This window comes from Marinactinospora endophytica (genome assembly GCF_054780875.1).
Map to the genome: position 1 here is coordinate 1 of NZ_BAAGVM010000006.1, position 15,161 is coordinate 15,161.

The window sequence follows — 15,161 nt, forward strand, 5'->3', positions numbered from 1 at the left end:
GAGGCTCCCTGTTCAACGAGAGCGCCTCCTTCGCCGGCCCCTACGGCGCGGCCGAATGGGACGTCACCAGCTTCGCCGGCGGCGACGGCTGGGGCTTCGGCGGCGGCTGGGGCGGCGGCTGGGGCGGCTGGGGCGGCGGCGGCTCCTTCTACGAGGAGAACGCCTCCTTCGCCGGCCCCAAGGGCGCCGGTGAAGTCAACGTCACCGCCTCCACCAACGACGGCCTCTTCCACTAACCCACACCAACCGGCGGCCACCACACCGCCCACGACTTCCTTCCCAGGGAAGACCCTGGCGAGCACCCGCTCGCCAGGGTTCACACATATATAAGGGGAAAACCCCCAATACGCACGTACACCTTTCCCCTCCCCCTCCTTTTCGCAGCTCCGTTTCATGACGAGATACCGCGTTCCCTCCTTTTCCGCCTTCGTTTCGGATGGCACGAGCGTTTATGAGATCGGACATGGGTCATGGTCGAATGGACGCCTTTTGTCGTGGTAGCGCACCTCGTGGGATCCACATGGGAACCCGACTCGGACGAGGTCGGTCCTCTTCGACCCGACACAACGAAGGCCCCTCTCCGAGTGCCCAACGCCTCACACGAGGAGCACGACATGCGAAGCATCAAACGCGCGGTGATCATCGGTCTGATTTCGGCGCCCGTGGCGCTGGGAATCACCGGCACCGCCGCCGCCGAAAGTCATCCCGGGGCCTGGGGCCTCCCTGGCCGGGGGCACGGCGGCTGGGGCTTCCCCGGCTGGGGCCACGGTGGCTGGGGCGCCGGCCACGGCGGCTGGGGCTTCCCCGGCTGGGGGCACGGCGGCTGGGGCTGGGGCCATGGCGGCTGGGGTCACGGCGAGTGGGAGGAAGAAGAGGGATACGAGGTCGAGGTGCATGAGGGCTCCGACCACTGGGGGAGCTGGGGCGACGCGACCGTCGAGGGCGGTTTCGGCCCCTTCTGAATGGTGAGAGCCCGGTAGCGGCACCGCCACTCCTCTCCTTCGCGTGGTCCCTGGGGCTGATCCGCCCCAGGGACCACACCGTTCCCACACGTTCCAGCGTTCCCGTCCCATCCGTGACGCCCGCCGCCCGGCTCGAAAGGACCGAAAGTGCCTCTCGTCCACACCGAATGGTTCGCCCGCCTCCCCGCCGGCGCCCCCCGTCTCGACGAGGTCACCGGCCCCCCGCTGGTCCGGATCCTCGGTCGGGGGGCCAGGGAGGTCCGCTACGTGACCGGCCCCGGGGGCGGCGCGATCCTCGGCCTCTCCCACCGGGTCCGAGCCGACGTCGACGGTGTTCGACTGGGCATCGGCTGCCTCGCCCCGGATCCCGACTTCGCCCAGGAAGGGCTCTTCCACGCCCTGCGACACGTGATGGAGGAGAGCGGGGCCTTTCCCGGCTGGGAACTCCTGCGGGGGACCGCGCGGCGCCGCCGCTTCCTCCCCTTCGGCGCACGGCGCTAGACCGACACGTCGCCGAGGCCGCTTCCGGCCAGGACCGCGCCGGACTCCATCCCCGGACGCGGCCCGCCGCTGTTCGCGTCGGCCCGCGTCAGGCCCCTGGACCGCCCCGCCCGGCCGGCTTTCGCGCTCGCGGTGGCACGTCCTCAGCGGATATCGCACACGAGACCGCCGCGCGCCCTTCCGGGTTGTCCGCCATTGCTACGAGATACATCACAACGAATCGTTGAATGGTCACGTTATGTATCGGTAGCGCGCCTGATGGGTCGTATGACCCGAACGAGAGGGATCGGTCTCCGGCCGCGGAGCGGCGGGAACCGGGCCCGAGATGTCCACCATCGCAGTCAAGGAGACACGAGATGCGGATCATCCAACGCGCCGCGGTCATCGGCCTGCTCGCGGCACCGATGGCGGTGGGCGCGGTCGGCGCGGCCAGCGCGGGTATCGGCGGGGGCGGCAGTCTCTACCACACCTCGTTCGCCTTCGCCGGACCGAAGGGAGCCTACAGCGCCTACCTCATCGCCGCCTCCGGTGGGATCGGCGGAGTGGGCGGCAGCCTCTACAGCCAGGGCTTCTCCTACGCAGGCCCCGACGGGGCCTACAACGCCGAGCTCAACGCCGTGGCGGGACCTCGACCCCGTTTCTAGACCGGCCACGACCGCCGCGCGACACGTGGCAGCGCCCTCCCGACGGCCTTGACGGGCATCGCCCCGCCAAGGTCGTCGCCTGTGGTTAGGGGACACTGCCCCTCCCCCGCCCCCACCGCGCAGGCCGGTACTCCAGGTCGTTTGGACTTATCCCCGTCTGTCGAGGATGATCCACAACGGTCCACGTACCCAACGGTGAGGAGCCCCCATGCCCGTCTACGTGTGTAGCCTGATCCGCAACGAGCCGCAGGCCATCCCCTCGGGCGGTTACCACGTGGTCCGCTTCCCGTTCGGAACGGCGGAGTCCTACGACGCCCACGGCATGCACCAGGTGGCACAGCCCGACGGATACGAGATCACCGACTGGCGCAAGGACGACCGCTCCGGGCTCATCTGGCCCTCCGCGGACGGGTGGGCCGACCTCTACGGCCTCATGTACTGGGAGTCCGGAGACTACACCGAGGTCCGCAGCCGCTTCGTGCGCGATCCGCTCGACCTGTCCACCGGTTACGACTCCACGTGCACCGAGGACGACGCGCGTACGCCGGGCGGGCAGTACCGGGCCAAGCACTGGGGGCTGTTCAGCCACGTGGGAACCCCCCTGGCGTTGCTGGTCCAGCACAACGCCCCCGGTTCGCTCGCGCTCACCCACGCCCAGTTCAAGGTGGCGATCCACGTCTAGGCCGTGGCGCTCGCCCCGGCTCCGGGCAACGGGGACGGGTCAGCAGGGGGAACGCCACATCTGCCGGGGAACGGAGAGGTCGCAGAGCCAGCGGCACGTCGTGGGAGTGAGGTGGGCGACGAAGCGGGAGAGGGCGCGGCGGTGACGGGTGACGGTGGACCTCGCCACGATCGCGTCGAAGGAGCGGATCTCGGATTCGCTCAACGGGGTGGAGGGGCGGTCATTCCAGACGTCAAGGGAGTCCATGGGGATACCTGCCGAATTGCTTCGGGAACGGACATCCCTCATTCACCCGTTTCCGGGGGATCTAAACACATAGCCCCCGCTCTCCCCACCCCTTCCCTGTTCACGACGGGTGGGAGGGTCCCCGAGAGGACGGCGCGTACGCGCCCCTCGGGGGAACACCTACTCCTATCAGTAGCCGACCCAGGCGCGCTCGTGGTAGGTGATGATGCGCGGCTCCAGCAACGTGGAGGCCGCCGCCTCCGTGGGACGCCGGTCCTTGGGGAAGACCTGCGCGGCGCGCAGCACCGCCTCGTCCAGGAAGCGGGTCGGGGGGAGCTCCGCCGGCAGCCCCAGCGGCGGGGCGGATGAGGAGGCCGACGCGAGGAAGAACCCCCAGTTGCCGAAACTCGGCACGTCCACGTTATAGGGCGTGGAGTTCAGCCCGGCCTCGGCCATGCCCGCGCCCACGCTCCAGTAGGCGTCGGAGGCGAAGAACGGCGATCCGGCCTGGACGACGACACGTCCCTGCTCGGCCAGCGCCTGACGGACCAGCGAGTAGAACTCCACCGAGTACAGCTTCGCGGTTCCCACGTCGTCGGGGTCGGGCATGTCGACCACGATCACGTCATAGCGTTCCCGGTTGTCACGCAGCCAGTTGAACGCATCGGCGGCGACCACCTCGACCCGTTCGTCGGCGAACGCGTTCTCGTTCAGGGCGCGGATGCCCGGATCGGTGCGCGCGAGCTCGACGACCGCCGGGTCCAGGTCCACCAGCGTGACGTTGTGGACGTCGTCATAGCGCAGGATCTCGCGCAGTCCCAGGCCGTCGCCTCCCCCCAGCACGAGGACGTCGGAGCGTGGGCCGTCCATCGCCGGATGGACCAGTGACTCGTGGTAGCGGTACTCGTCCAGGGAGCTGAACTGGAGGTCTCCGTTGAGGAACAGCCGCGTGTCGGCACCGTCGCCGGTCTGGGTGACCACGATCTCCTGGTAGTCGCTGCGCTCCGCGTAGCGGATCGGGTCGCGGTACAGGGCCTGGCGCGCGTCCACCTCGAATTTCCCGGCCATGAGGAAGGCGGTGGCGAGCGCGCCCAGCACCAGGATCAGTCCGCCCCCCAGCAGCGCGCGTCCCCGCAACGGGAGTTCGCCGCGGAACAGCCACAGGACGATCGCCACCCCGACCACCGCGTTGACCGCGCCGACCACCAGCGCGCCCTCCAGCAGCCCGAACACCGGCAGGAGCAGGAACGGGAAGGCCAGACCGCCGACCAGGCCCCCGACGTAGTCGGCGGCGAAGAGGTCGGCGACGGCGCTCGCGGCGTCTTGGCGGCGGATGCGCTGGATCAGGGTCATCAGCAACGGGATCTCGGCGCCGATGAGCGCGCCGATGACGAAGGCGATCAGCACGAGCGCCGGCTGGTACAGCGAGAACCAGGCGAAGGCGGCGTAGAGCATCAGCACCGACAGCCCGCCGACCAGGGAGAGCACCCCCTCGACGACCGCGAACCACAGCGCGGGGCGCGCGGTCAGCCGTTTGGAGGCGAGCGAGCCGATCCCCATGGCGAACACCATGACCGACAGCACGATCGACGCCTGGGTGATCGTGTCGCCCAGCAGGTAGCTGCCGAGCGCGACGAGCGCGAGCTCGTAGACCAGCCCGCAGGCGGCGCAGACGAACACCGCCAGCAACACCAGGAACCTGGCGAGGCGCGGCCCGACCGGCAACGGGGTCGTCTCCGGTCCGGGGCGCGCCGTGGTGGTCGCCTCCGCCGCCTCGGACATCAGGAGATGGCCGCCGCGACCACCACCGCGACGGCGAAGTGGGCGCTGGCGTTCACCCAGGCGGCCGGGTGCAGTTCGGTCTCGTTGACGATCGAGCCGAGCTTGCCCGGGGTGAGCGCGTCCAGGATGAGGAACGAGGCGAGCATCAGCACCAGGCCGACCAGGCCGTACACGGCGGTGGTGATCAGGCCGTTGACGAGACCGACCTCGCTGGCCAGGATCGCCGACGCCACCACGATCGCGGTTCCCAGCGTGTTGGCGGAGACGATGAGGGTGGCGTTGCGATTGCGCTGCACCCAGATCAGCTCGTGCAGCTTGCCGGGGGTGAGCAGGTCGACGAGCACGTAGCCCACCGCCATGAGGAGCGTGCCGACGACGCCGTAGGCGAAGCAGGCACCGATGTTGTAGAGCAGGTCCATTGCGGCTCTCTTCTCGTGGGGGAGCGGGGTCAGGGGGTGGGAGGAGGTGGGGAGACTCCGGTCACTTGCCGAAACCGGGGCCGCCGCCACGATTGTCGCTGGCGCCACCGGATCCCGTGGAACCGGATGTCACCGTCGTCGAGGAGGACGAGGAGCCGCCGCAGCCGACGTAGACGTAGTCGTTGCCGACCTTGTCGTAGTCGCCGTCGTCGGGGTCGTAGACGTAGATGTCGGGTCTCCTCTCGTACTCGCCCGTGACCGCGTCGTACTCGAACCCTCCGGATTCGCGGTCGTAGTCGCCGCAGTCGTTCGCCGAACAGGCGGCGATCAGTACCAGGAGCACCACGACGCCCAGAAAGGAGATCGCGATGATTCTCCCCCAGTTTCTGGTTCCCTCACCGGCGGTCATCGCCGTCCTCCGTTTTCTGCTCCGTGTCGGGGGAGAGCCGTACCGACGTGGTGGTGGTCACCAGCTCCCCGGCCTGGGGGTAGGCGTGCCAGGTACGCCAGCGCAGGATGCGGCCGCCGACGTGCGCGCTGAGCGCGGTGACCGCCAGGGGGTGGCCGGGGAAGACGGCGAACAGCGAGCAGGGGTGCGCGTCCAGTCGTCGGCGGAGCGCGGCCACCCGGCCGGCGAACCTGGCCGGTCCCAGCCGCCGCACCCGGGAACGGAACGTGTAGGAGGCCGCTCCGGGCACCGTCCTCCCCTGCCGGGCCGGCATCCGTCCCGGGGTTCCGGGCAGGCAGGCCACCGTCTCGACCAGCCGGGTTCCGCCCGTCTCCACCAGCACCTGGTGGGAGGCGCCGAGAACGCGGAGCTCCAGGCGCGTTGCGCCGTGGGACAGCACGCGCGCCGCGAGCGCGTCGGCGGGCGGGTGGTCGAGGGTCCAGACGAGGTCGGCGGCCCGGGTGTCGACGAACGGCACCGCGACCGTCTCCCGCATCGCTAACTCCCCGGATAGATCGTGAAGGCCCCGGGGTGGACGGTCTCGCCGAGACTGGGTTCCCAGCTTCCGTGGTCGAAGCGCTCGAAGGACAGGAGACGGCCGTCCGGCCCCTCGTAGTCGGCGTAGTCCATGCCGCCCTGGGCGCGCAGTCCGGTGGTGCCCTCCGAACGGTAGGAGGCGCTGCCCCGCTCGGTGAGCCGGTAGCGGACCCCCTCCAACTCGATCACCTCGGAGTGCGGGGTGAGGTCGAGGTCGGGGCGACCGGTCCACATGGCGATCTGGACGTCGGGATCCTCCTCGACCGACAACCATCGTCGGCCCCCTTCGACCTCCAGGAAGTGCTCGGCCCACGTCGCACCGCCCTCGGACAGGCGGAGCGTGCCGCGGATCCAGGTGCGCTCGGCACCGAACTCGACCATGTCCCCCGCCTTGAGCGACCGCGGATCGCCGTTCGTCCCCGCCACGTCGGCGAAGGGGTCCTGCGGGGCGTCGGGGACCACCGTCCCGGCCTTGGCCCCACTCCTGGCCCTGTTGCGCCACAGCAGGAGGACGATGGCGGCCACCGCTACGGCGAGCAGGACCAGCAGTAGAAGTTCCACGTCATGTACCCGTTTCCGTCGTTCACGCGGTCCGGTGAGCCGAGCCTACCGAGCCGCCTTTGCATGGGGATACGGGGCTGAGACGACTATTTCGGAGTTTGGGTTCCATCGGGCGGACAAGTCATGACTCACAGCTGACGGTGCGGCGGCCCCCTCCCCACGCGACGGGGACGGGCGCTCAGACGGGACGGGCCAGCAGCAACGCGAAGTCCCCACCTGGATCGGTCCACCAGTGGGTCGTCTCGAACCCGGCGGCGGCGAGTTCGGCGCGCGCCCCGTCGGGACGGAACTTCGCGGAGATCTCGGTGCGGACGGTCTCGCCCCGCTCGAAGTGGACGACCAGGTCCAGGGCGCGCAGGCGCACCCGCATCGCCCTGCCGGCCCGCAGGTGCATCTCGATCCACTCGGCCTCGGGGTTCCACAACGCGACGTGGGCGAACGCCTCCGGGTCGGCGTCGGCGTCGAGTTCGCGGTCGATCACCCGCAGGACGTTGCGGTTGAACTCGGCGGTCACACCAGCGGCGTCGTCGTAGGCGGCGACCAGCCGGTCGGGGTCCTTGACCAGGTCCAGGCCCAGCAGCAGGCCGTCCCCGGCCGACGCGGCCTGCCGCAGGTCGGCGAGGAAGGCGTGGCGCCGGCCCGGTGTCTGGTTGCCGATGGTGGAGCCGAGCATGGCGATGAGACGGCGCCCTCCCGAGGGGAGCAGGTTCAGGTGACGTTCGAAGTCGGCGACGACCGCGTGCACCGTGACGGAGGGGTACTCCTCGGCCACGCGCCGGGCCGCCGTCTCCAGGAAGTCCCCGCTGACGTCGACCGGCACGAACCCGCGCAGCGTCCCGGCGGCACGCAGGGCGTCCAGGAGGAGCCTGGTCTTCTCCCCCGAGCCGGACCCGAGTTCCACGAGGTGGTCGGCCCCCGTCGCCTCGGCGATCTCGGCGGCGCGGGCCTCCAGGATGGAACGCTCGGCGCGTGTCGGGTAGTACTCGGGAAGGCGGGTGATCTCCTCGAACAGGGCGCTGCCCCGCTCGTCGTAGAACCATTTGGGGGGCAGTGTCTTCGGTGTCGCCGTCAACCCGTCATGGACGTCGTGACGTAGCGCCTTGGCGAGGTCGTCGACGGTGAGATGGTGGTCGATCGTGAACATCGCGGCTTCCCCGTCAGTGGATCGGAGTGATGGTGATGTCACCGGCCTTGGCGGTGACCAGTGAACCGTCGGGGACACGCATCCACCCCGGAGCGTCGTCGACCGGTTCGGAGGCGATCGTGACGGCGCCGTGGCGGCGGCGCGCGTAGAGGGTGTCGCCGCAGGCCGTCGCGGCCAGGGCGGTCCCGTCACAGGCCAGCAGGTTGTAGCGGCCCGGCGAGCGTGCCGCGGCGGCGACGGTGACCCGGGCCAGCGCGGCGCCCAGCTCCGCGCCGTCCCGCCACAGCCGGACGGCCAGCGCGAACAACGGCGCCGAGTCGACCGGGGAGCGCGCGTCCAAGACGCCGTTGGGCACGGGCGTCGCCAGCGCGTCGGCCACCGCCTCGTAGTCGGCGATCGCTCCGTTGTGGCTGAACAGCCACCCGTCGCCGCGGAAGGGCTGCGCGCACGACTCGTCGACGGGAAAGCCGACGGTCGCGTCGCGCACCGCCGCGACCACGCAGGAGGAGCGGACCACCCGCGCGACGTCGGCGAAGGAGGTGTCGGCCCAGATCGGCATGGCGCGCCGGTAGCGCACCGGTTCGGCGCGTTCCGGCGCGTACCATCCGACCCCGAAACCGTCGGCGTTGACCGAACCGTGCACCTGCTCACGCGGCGCGTAGGACTGCGTGTGCAGGGAGTGGGGTGGCGTGTAGAGCAGGTCGTACAGCGTGACCGGTGGTCCGAGGTAGGCGAGATGACGGCACATCAGCGGCCCCTCCCCCGTGTGGCGGCCATCAGACGGGCTCCGCGTCGCGCGCGCAGCGGAAGCCCGCGAAGATCTGCCGCCGGATCGGGAAGTCCCAGTTGCGGAACGTGGCCCGCGCCATCCCGGGGTGGGTGGCCCAGGAGCCGCCACGCAGCACCCGGTACTCGGAACCGAAGAACACCTCGGAGTACTCGGAGTAGGGGAAGACCCGGAATCCGGGATAGGCCCGGAAGGGTGTCGACGTCCACTCCCAGACGTCGCCGACGAGCTGGTGGACCCCGGCCGGGGAGGCCCCCGCGGGCAGGCTTTTGGCGGGGGCGGGCCGCAGCAGCCGCTGGCCGAGGTTGGCGTGGCGGGGGGAGGGCTCCTCCTCCCCCCACGGGAACCTGCGCGTCGTACCCGAGGCCGGGTCGTAGCGGGCCGCCTTCTCCCACTCGGCCTCGGTGGGCAGCCGTTTGCCCGCCCAGGCGGCGTAGGCCTGCGCCTCGTGGAAGCAGACGTGCTGCACGGGCTCCTCCGGCGGTACCGGTTCGATCCGGCCGAACCTGCGGCGCAGCCATCCCCCGGGGTCACGGTGCCAAAACGCCGGTGCGCGCTTGCCCGACCGGGTGCGCCACTCCCAGCCGGCGTCGCTCCACCAGCGCCGCTCGTCGTAGCCGCCGTCGGCCATGAACTCCAGGTAGCGGGCGTTGCTCACCGGGACGGTGTCGATCAGGTAGGCGGGGAGGTGGACGGTGTGGGCGGGGCGCTCGTTGTCGTAGGCCCAGGGATCGTCGGTGCCCATCGTGAAGGGGCCCGCCTCGATCAGCACCTCCTCGCCGGCCGGCCGGCCGGCGGAGGCGGGGGCGGGCGGCGGCGGATCGGGCAGGGCCGGGGCGCCGCGGCGCAGCTGGTGGGTGGCGAGCATCGTCTCGTCGTGCTGGTGTTCGTGCTGGATCACCATGCCGTAGACGAACCCCCCGTTCAGCAGCGGCGGGCCTCCCTCGAAACGGGCGCGCTCCAGCGAGTCCAGCACCCGGGCGCGCACGGCGGCGTTGTAGGCGCGCGCCTCGCCGGGGGAGAGCAGGGGAAGGTGGACGCGCTCGGCCCGGGGGTTCTCGAAGGCGTCGTAGATGACGTCGATGTCGGGACGCAGGGCCCGCTGGCCGGCGGCGGCGCGCACCAGCCACTGCTCCTCGTAGTTGCCCACGTGGGCCAGGTCCCACACCAGGGGGGACATCAGCGGCGAGTGCTGTCGGGTCAGCTCGTCGTCGTCGAGGATGTCGAGGGTGAGGCCCTCGCTGCGTTCTCGCGCCTGCTGGAGCTGGGCGGCGATGTGGTCCTTGAGCCGTTCGGGGGTCGTCTGTTCGCTCATGCGCGTTCCTCGATCAGCATGTCGTCGGCGGGGCAGCGGTCACGTTCGACGAACCGGTCGCGATAGGCGTCCACGATCGGGACGAGCTCGCCGGCCCCCAGGGCCGGCAGCGCCTCGACGGCCGCGGCGAAGCAGGCCCGGGCGCAGGCGGCCAGCGCGGGCGCGGCCAGCCCGTCGCGCGCGGCGGCCAGCCAGTCCGCCCGTGACGGGGGCGTGTCGTCCCACAGTTCCGCGGTGACCTTGGTGGCGACCGCGGCGGCGTGCGGATCGTCCAGCAACGCGGCGGCGACCGCGGCCGGGACCGGCCACCACCGTCGCGGCAGGGCGTCGATCATGCGCAGTTCCAGCCAGCCACGGGGCCGCACCGGCGGGAAGAGCGTGCTCAGGTGGTGGGCGAGATCGTCCAGGGTGGGGCGCGACGAGTGGCGTCCGGCCAGCCAGGCCCGGAAGGTGAGCCCCGGCGGCGAGGTCCACGCCCCATGGGCCTCGCGGATCGACATCACGCGCGCGTCGAGCGCGTAACCGGCCCAGGCCGTGGCCGGTTCGGCGCCGCAGGGGGCCGCCGTCCGCGAGGGGTCGATGGCGGTCCACACCGCCCAGCGGGTGGACTTCCAGCCGGTGGGGCGGCCCCGCCACAGCGGCGAGTTGGCGAAGGCCGCGACGAACACCGGGCCGAGCCGGTGCGCCAGTCGCCAACGACGCGCGGCGTCGGCCGAATCCGCGCCGATGTCGAGGCAGACCTGGAGCGAGGCGGTGGAGCACATCATGGTCCTGCCGGTGGGGCTTCCCGCGGCGAAGTAGTGCGCCATGGCGTTGTAGCGGGGCGAGCTCAGTTGGCGGACGGGGTCGCGCACCGGGTCCAGTCCGGCGCCGCGAAGCCGCAGACCGGCGGCTTCCAGATGGGCGGCGACGTGGTCGAGATCGCGGGCCAGCGCGGCATAGGTGGCGGCCGGCCCCACGCAGGGGGGCGAGCTGAGTTCGAGCTGGCCCCCGGGTTCGTAGCTGACGGCGCTGCCCCCGGGCAGCGGGCCGGCCTCGGTGACGAGCGCGGAGAGGAGGTCGATCGGTACGGGTTCGTGTGGCCGGGCGGGGTCGGTGACGAGCCATTCGGCTTCGACACCGACCCTTCCGGGCGGGCCCGTCTTGAAGCAGATGCCGTTGATGTAGTCGTGGACGTCGGTCTCGGTGATGTGGCCCATCGGTCACTCCAGAGTGTGGACGTACTCATCCTGCGTGCCCGTCGCGGTGCTCTCCGTAACTCCTCTTCGGGCAGTGAGACGGCCAACCCCGGGCCAAACGTGGCCCGTGACCGGGCCGCATCGGCCCCTTCGGGCGCGGTGGCCGATTGTGGCCGGGCGGCGGGGCTCTCGCCGCCCGGTGTCTCAGCTTCGGGGCACGACCAGCAACGCGTTGCCCAGGGACCGCTGGCCGGCGGCGTCGGAGGGCGAGTTGACGAGCGCGCCTCCCCGCAGCGCCATCGCGGTCGATCCGCCGCCGTCGAGGTTCATCGCCCGCCGCGCGCCCAGCGCCGCCATGACGTCGGCGGCCTCGGCGATCGAGGCGCCCTCGCTGAACCCGGCCTGACGCCCGTCGATCGTGACCAGCAGCACCCTGCCCTCGCCGTCGACGCCGACCATCGAGCGCGGGTTACGGCGCAGCACCCAGTTGTAGTAGAAGGTGGCGTCCGTCCCCTCGTGGACCAGACCGTCGGCGTAGGCGTCCACCCACGGTTCACCGCCGCGCACCAGGGTCGGGCCGACCTGGATGACGGAGGTGTCCGGGCCGATCCGGACGCGCCGGCCCGACCTGTCCTCGACCCGCTCGGTGATCTTCAGCCTGCTGCCCGGCCGCGCGTTGTCCCGTAGCCACTGGGCGCCGTCGCCGATGCCCTGGAGGGTGGAGCCCTCCTCGGGGATGGCCGTGCCCCGCGCCGGGGCCAGTGTCACGACCCGCCCTTTCCCGTCGAGCACGGCCTCCACCCCGTCGTCACCGGCCGGGCTGTCCGGCCCGTAGTCGGGGGTGAAGCGGACCAGTTCCCCGGGGTCGGTGCAGGTGCGATCGTGCTGAGGACGCTGGGTGGGCAGGTCGCCGCCGACCCCGCCACAGTTGCGGATGACGCCCGGGAGGCGGTTCACGCCGTCGATCTCGCGGGTCGCCCCGCGCGAGCGGACGGACAGTTCCGTCCGGTAGGCGCCGATCTCCGCCGCGCGGCCACCGTCGGTGAGGCGCAGCCCCGCGCGACCGTCGGTGGCCGCTCCGAGCAGTTCACCGTCCACCGCGTACAGGCCGGCGGGCGCGTCGTCGTAGAACCACTGGGCGTTGACGCCCGCCAGCGCGTCCTGCTCGACGACCAGCTCCGACAGCGTCTCGGTGCCGGCCAGGGTCGGCCCGTGGGAGGGGACGAGGCGGCCGTCGAAACGGTCGAAGTCGATGGTCAGTACGTGGACGCGCCACGGGCCGCTCGTCGTCCCCCCGTCCTGGGCCGTGTAGCGGGTGGTAGCGGCGAACCCGGCGGCGCGGACCCGGCGCAGCGCCGACGCGGCGTCCTCCTCCGTCGTGTAGCGGCCGATCCGCACGGCGTGGCCGACCGTGCCGCCGGGGACGTCGGCGAAGTCCGGCCCGGTGACCTCCTCCACCCGGGGCGTCTCCCCCTCCTGGCGCAGGCGCGCGGCGACGTCGAGGGCGATCTCCCGCGTCCCCAGCGCGGCCGTGGCCGTGGCGGCGTCGCCCCCCACGGTGTCGGGCAGGTTGACGTGGACGGTCCAGACGTCGTCGGGCGAGGGCGCGCCGCGCCGGATCGTCGTCAGGGTCAGCCCCGGCGCGACCTCCGTGGTCTCGCGGGTTTCGGTGAGGCCGGCCGGGCCCAGCGGCAGGGGCGTCGCGGGCAGGACGTCTGCGGTGTCCTGCCCGGTGGCCGCCCCCGCCGGTGCCGCGAGACCGAGGAGGAGGGTGGCGGTGGTGACGATGGCGAGATGGCGTCGCATGTTCCGCTCCGGTCGGGGTCGGGGTCGTAACGTATTGGCGCGCTTCGAGATGACGACCGCCGGACCCGGCGGCGTGGGGACGGTGAAGGGTCGAGGAAGGGCCCGGACGGGTTAGGGCCGTCGGGGAACGAGCAGGAGTAGGGCGACGACCCCACCGACCCGACCCCCGGAGGGCCCATGGCCACGACGAGCGTTCCGGAGAACATCGACACCGACGTGTTGCGTTCGCTTCTGGACGGACGCTGGGCACACATCCGACAAATGGCCCGGCAGTCCCTGCGAGGCGAGCTGTTCGCGCCGGTGCACGGCCTGACGGTGGAGGAGCACCGCGAACGGGTGGCCCGGCAACTGCGGGAGATCGCGGCCACCGAGGTGCCCCGGTTGGGGTTCTCCACCGCCCACGGCGGCGCAGAAGACGTGGGCGGCTCCGTCGTCGCCTTCGAGATGCTCGTGTGCGACCTGTCGCTCATGGTCAAGGTGGGGGTGCAGTGGGGGTTGTTCGGCGGCGCGATCCAGGCGCTGGGGACCGAACGCCATCATGCCGCCTACCTGCCGGCGGTGATGTCGTTGGAGCTGCCCGGCTGCTTCGCCATGACCGAGACCGGGCACGGCTCCGACGTGCAACGGCTGCGCACGACCGCCACCTACGATCCGGCGACGGAGGAGTTCGTCGTCCACACCCCCGACCCCACGGCGCGCAAGGACTACATCGGCAACGCCGCACGCGACGGGCGCGTCGCGGTGGTGTTCGCCCAGCTGGTCACCGCGGGAGAACGGCACGGGGTGCACGCGCTGCTGGTGCCGATCCGCGACGAGCAGGGCCGCCCGATGCCGGGCGTGCGCATCGAGGACTGCGGGCACAAGGCCGGGCTCAACGGGGTCGACAACGGCAGGCTGGAGTTCGACCGGGTGCGGGTGCCGCGTACCGCCCTCCTCGACCGCTACGGCCGGGTCGCCGCCGACGGCGGTTACTCCAGCCCCATCGACAACCCCCGGCGCAGGTTCTTCACCATGCTCGGCACGCTCGTACGCGGCCGTGTCAGCGTCGCCGGCGGTGCGGGGTCGGCGGCCAAGGCCGCCCTGGCCATCGCCGTGCGCCACGCCGAGTCGCGGCGGCAGTTCACCCGCCCCGGCTCCGCCGAGGAGGTCCGGCTGCTGGACTACCTCGCCCACCAGCGACGCCTGCTGCCCGCGCTGGCCACCACCTACGCCCTGCACTTCGCCCAGGAGGAGCTCGTCGGCAGGTTGCACGACGCCTCCGTCGGCGAACCGACCAGTGAACGGGAGCGCCGGGAACTGGAGTCGCAGGCCGCCGGTCTCAAGGCCGTCGCCACCTGGCATGCCAGCGCGACCATCCAGGCGTGCCGGGAGGCCTGCGGCGGAGCCGGCTACCTGTCGGAGAACCGGCTGGCGCAGCTGCGCGCGGACACCGACGTCTTCACCACGTTCGAGGGGGCCAACACCGTCCTGCTCCAGCTCGTCGCGAAGGGCCTGCTCACGCACTACCGCGACGAGTTCGGCAGCCTGGACACGCTGGGCACCGTGCGCCTGCTCACCGGGCGTTTCTTCGAGGCGGTCATCGAACGCACCGCGGCCCGCACCCTGGTGGACCGGCTGGTGGAGGCCGCGCCGGGACGGGACGAGGAGGCCGACCTCTACGACCGGGGCTGGCAGTACCGGCTGTTGGAGGACCGGGAGCGCCACGTGCTCGAAGGGCTGGCGCGGCGGCTGCGCCGAGCCGGACGCGAGGGGGAGGACGCCTTCGAGGTGTTCAACAACGCCCAGGACCACGTGCTGCGGGCCGCCCGGGTCCACGTGGAGCGGACCGTCCTGGAGGCGTTCATCGCCGGTGTCGACCGGTGCGCCGACCCGGACGTGCGGAACCTGCTGGAACGTGTCTGCGACCTGTACGCGCTGTCCACGATCGAGGCCGACCGCGCCTGGTTCCTGGAGCACGGCCGGCTGACCCCGGCGCGCTCCAAGGCGGTCACCGCCGCGGTGAACGCGCTGTGCGGGTCGTTGCGTCCCCACGCGCGCGCCCTGGTCGACGGGTTCGGTCTGGAACAGGAGTGGCTGGCCGCGCCCATCGCGGGCGGCCCCGGAGAGGGCACGGCCGTGGGGGCGGCCGTGAGCTGAGAGGGGTGGCCGGGGCGGTCGCCGCCCCGGCCAC

The 15,161-nt window shown here is 71.8% G+C and carries 17 protein-coding genes; 6 read left to right on the forward strand and 11 right to left on the reverse strand.

Features of this window, described 5'->3' with window-relative positions:
• The 5 genes from ACYVHU_RS12935 to ACYVHU_RS12955 all read left to right on the forward strand — a co-directional run.
• Window positions 1-236 (forward strand): hypothetical protein (locus ACYVHU_RS12935; RefSeq protein ID WP_498948595.1); only part of this gene is annotated, 236 nt, incomplete at its 5' end.
• A 378-nt stretch (window positions 237-614) separates the two neighbouring features.
• Window positions 615-962 (forward strand): hypothetical protein, encoded by a 348-nt coding sequence (locus tag ACYVHU_RS12940; protein ID WP_144390116.1) that lies wholly within the window; start codon window positions 615-617, stop codon window positions 960-962.
• Window positions 963-1,109: 147 nt separating this feature from the next.
• Window positions 1,110-1,463 carry a hypothetical protein gene (locus ACYVHU_RS12945; RefSeq protein ID WP_078762083.1) on the forward strand — a complete coding sequence of 118 codons (354 nt, stop codon included), beginning with the start codon at window positions 1,110-1,112 and terminating at the stop codon, window positions 1,461-1,463.
• 356 nt (window positions 1,464-1,819) lie between these two features.
• A complete protein-coding gene (locus tag ACYVHU_RS12950; RefSeq protein ID WP_078762084.1) occupies window positions 1,820-2,107 on the forward strand; it encodes a hypothetical protein in 288 nt (95 codons plus the stop codon).
• 208 nt (window positions 2,108-2,315) lie between these two features.
• Window positions 2,316-2,789 carry a hypothetical protein gene (locus ACYVHU_RS12955; protein WP_432939274.1) on the forward strand — a complete coding sequence of 158 codons (474 nt, stop codon included), beginning with the start codon at window positions 2,316-2,318 and terminating at the stop codon, window positions 2,787-2,789.
• A 39-nt stretch (window positions 2,790-2,828) separates the two neighbouring features.
• Here the strand turns inward: ACYVHU_RS12955 and ACYVHU_RS12960 are convergent, their stop codons facing one another.
• The 11 genes from ACYVHU_RS12960 to ACYVHU_RS13010 form a co-directional block, all read right to left on the reverse strand.
• Window positions 2,829-3,035 (reverse strand): hypothetical protein, encoded by a 207-nt coding sequence (locus ACYVHU_RS12960; RefSeq protein WP_078762086.1) that lies wholly within the window; start codon window positions 3,033-3,035, stop codon window positions 2,829-2,831.
• Between the two features lie 168 nt (window positions 3,036-3,203).
• Window positions 3,204-4,796, reverse strand: a complete 1,593-nt coding sequence (locus ACYVHU_RS12965; protein WP_498948598.1) for a spermidine synthase — start codon at window positions 4,794-4,796, stop codon at window positions 3,204-3,206.
• Window positions 4,796-5,215 carry a DUF350 domain-containing protein gene (locus ACYVHU_RS12970; RefSeq protein WP_498948600.1) on the reverse strand — a complete coding sequence of 140 codons (420 nt, stop codon included), beginning with the start codon at window positions 5,213-5,215 and terminating at the stop codon, window positions 4,796-4,798. Before ACYVHU_RS12970 ends, ACYVHU_RS12965 begins: the two co-directional genes overlap by 1 nt.
• 61 nt (window positions 5,216-5,276) lie before the next feature.
• Complete coding sequence (locus ACYVHU_RS12975) at window positions 5,277-5,624, reverse strand: hypothetical protein (RefSeq protein ID WP_078762089.1); 348 nt, start codon at window positions 5,622-5,624, stop codon at window positions 5,277-5,279.
• Entirely contained in the window at window positions 5,611-6,159 is a 549-nt protein-coding gene (locus ACYVHU_RS12980) for a DUF2617 family protein (RefSeq protein WP_078762090.1), read from the reverse strand. The genes ACYVHU_RS12975 and ACYVHU_RS12980 overlap by 14 nt, the downstream gene beginning before the upstream one ends.
• Window positions 6,160-6,161: 2 nt before the next feature.
• Window positions 6,162-6,707: a DUF4178 domain-containing protein gene (locus tag ACYVHU_RS12985; RefSeq protein WP_394330057.1), complete on the reverse strand. Its 546-nt coding sequence runs from the start codon at window positions 6,705-6,707 to the stop codon at window positions 6,162-6,164.
• A 232-nt stretch (window positions 6,708-6,939) separates the two neighbouring features.
• On the reverse strand, window positions 6,940-7,905 hold the full coding sequence (gene egtD, locus ACYVHU_RS12990) for an L-histidine N(alpha)-methyltransferase (protein WP_078762092.1): 966 nt from the start codon (window positions 7,903-7,905) through the stop codon (window positions 6,940-6,942).
• Between the two features lie 13 nt (window positions 7,906-7,918).
• Entirely contained in the window at window positions 7,919-8,653 is a 735-nt protein-coding gene (gene egtC / locus ACYVHU_RS12995; protein ID WP_078762093.1) for an ergothioneine biosynthesis protein EgtC, read from the reverse strand.
• Window positions 8,654-8,681: 28 nt separating this feature from the next.
• Window positions 8,682-10,007: an ergothioneine biosynthesis protein EgtB gene (gene egtB, locus ACYVHU_RS13000; protein WP_078762094.1), complete on the reverse strand. Its 1,326-nt coding sequence runs from the start codon at window positions 10,005-10,007 to the stop codon at window positions 8,682-8,684.
• Window positions 10,004-11,206, reverse strand: coding sequence for an ergothioneine biosynthesis glutamate--cysteine ligase EgtA (gene egtA / locus ACYVHU_RS13005; protein WP_078762095.1), 1,203 nt, complete (start codon window positions 11,204-11,206; stop codon window positions 10,004-10,006). The genes egtB and egtA overlap by 4 nt, the downstream gene beginning before the upstream one ends.
• Before the next feature lie 183 nt (window positions 11,207-11,389).
• Window positions 11,390-12,991, reverse strand: a complete 1,602-nt coding sequence (locus tag ACYVHU_RS13010; protein ID WP_078762096.1) for a phosphodiester glycosidase family protein — start codon at window positions 12,989-12,991, stop codon at window positions 11,390-11,392.
• Between the two features lie 177 nt (window positions 12,992-13,168).
• On the opposite strand from ACYVHU_RS13010, the gene ACYVHU_RS13015 reads away from it, so the two are divergent.
• Window positions 13,169-15,127, forward strand: coding sequence for an acyl-CoA dehydrogenase family protein (locus ACYVHU_RS13015; RefSeq protein WP_078762097.1), 1,959 nt, complete (start codon window positions 13,169-13,171; stop codon window positions 15,125-15,127).
• The last annotated feature ends 34 nt before the right edge of the window (window positions 15,128-15,161 follow it).

Bases quoted from the DNA above. Each gene is read 5' to 3' on its own strand.
- ACYVHU_RS12940 (WP_144390116.1), top strand. From the start codon at position 615: ATGCGAAGCATCAAACGCGCGGTGATCATCGGTCTGATTTCGGCGCCC.
- ACYVHU_RS12950 (WP_078762084.1), top strand. From the start codon at position 1,820: ATGCGGATCATCCAACGCGCCGCGGTCATCGGCCTGCTCGCGGCACCG.
- ACYVHU_RS12955 (WP_432939274.1), top strand. From the start codon at position 2,316: ATGCCCGTCTACGTGTGTAGCCTGATCCGCAACGAGCCGCAGGCCATC.
- ACYVHU_RS12960 (WP_078762086.1), bottom strand. From the start codon at position 3,035: ATGGACTCCCTTGACGTCTGGAATGACCGCCCCTCCACCCCGTTGAGC.
- ACYVHU_RS12965 (WP_498948598.1), bottom strand. From the start codon at position 4,796: ATGTCCGAGGCGGCGGAGGCGACCACCACGGCGCGCCCCGGACCGGAG.
- ACYVHU_RS12970 (WP_498948600.1), bottom strand. From the start codon at position 5,215: ATGGACCTGCTCTACAACATCGGTGCCTGCTTCGCCTACGGCGTCGTC.
- ACYVHU_RS12975 (WP_078762089.1), bottom strand. From the start codon at position 5,624: ATGACCGCCGGTGAGGGAACCAGAAACTGGGGGAGAATCATCGCGATC.
- ACYVHU_RS12980 (WP_078762090.1), bottom strand. From the start codon at position 6,159: ATGCGGGAGACGGTCGCGGTGCCGTTCGTCGACACCCGGGCCGCCGAC.
- egtD (WP_078762092.1), bottom strand. From the start codon at position 7,905: ATGTTCACGATCGACCACCATCTCACCGTCGACGACCTCGCCAAGGCG.
- egtC (WP_078762093.1), bottom strand. From the start codon at position 8,653: ATGTGCCGTCATCTCGCCTACCTCGGACCACCGGTCACGCTGTACGAC.
- egtB (WP_078762094.1), bottom strand. From the start codon at position 10,007: ATGAGCGAACAGACGACCCCCGAACGGCTCAAGGACCACATCGCCGCC.
- egtA (WP_078762095.1), bottom strand. From the start codon at position 11,206: ATGGGCCACATCACCGAGACCGACGTCCACGACTACATCAACGGCATC.
- ACYVHU_RS13010 (WP_078762096.1), bottom strand. From the start codon at position 12,991: ATGCGACGCCATCTCGCCATCGTCACCACCGCCACCCTCCTCCTCGGT.
- ACYVHU_RS13015 (WP_078762097.1), top strand. From the start codon at position 13,169: ATGGCCACGACGAGCGTTCCGGAGAACATCGACACCGACGTGTTGCGT.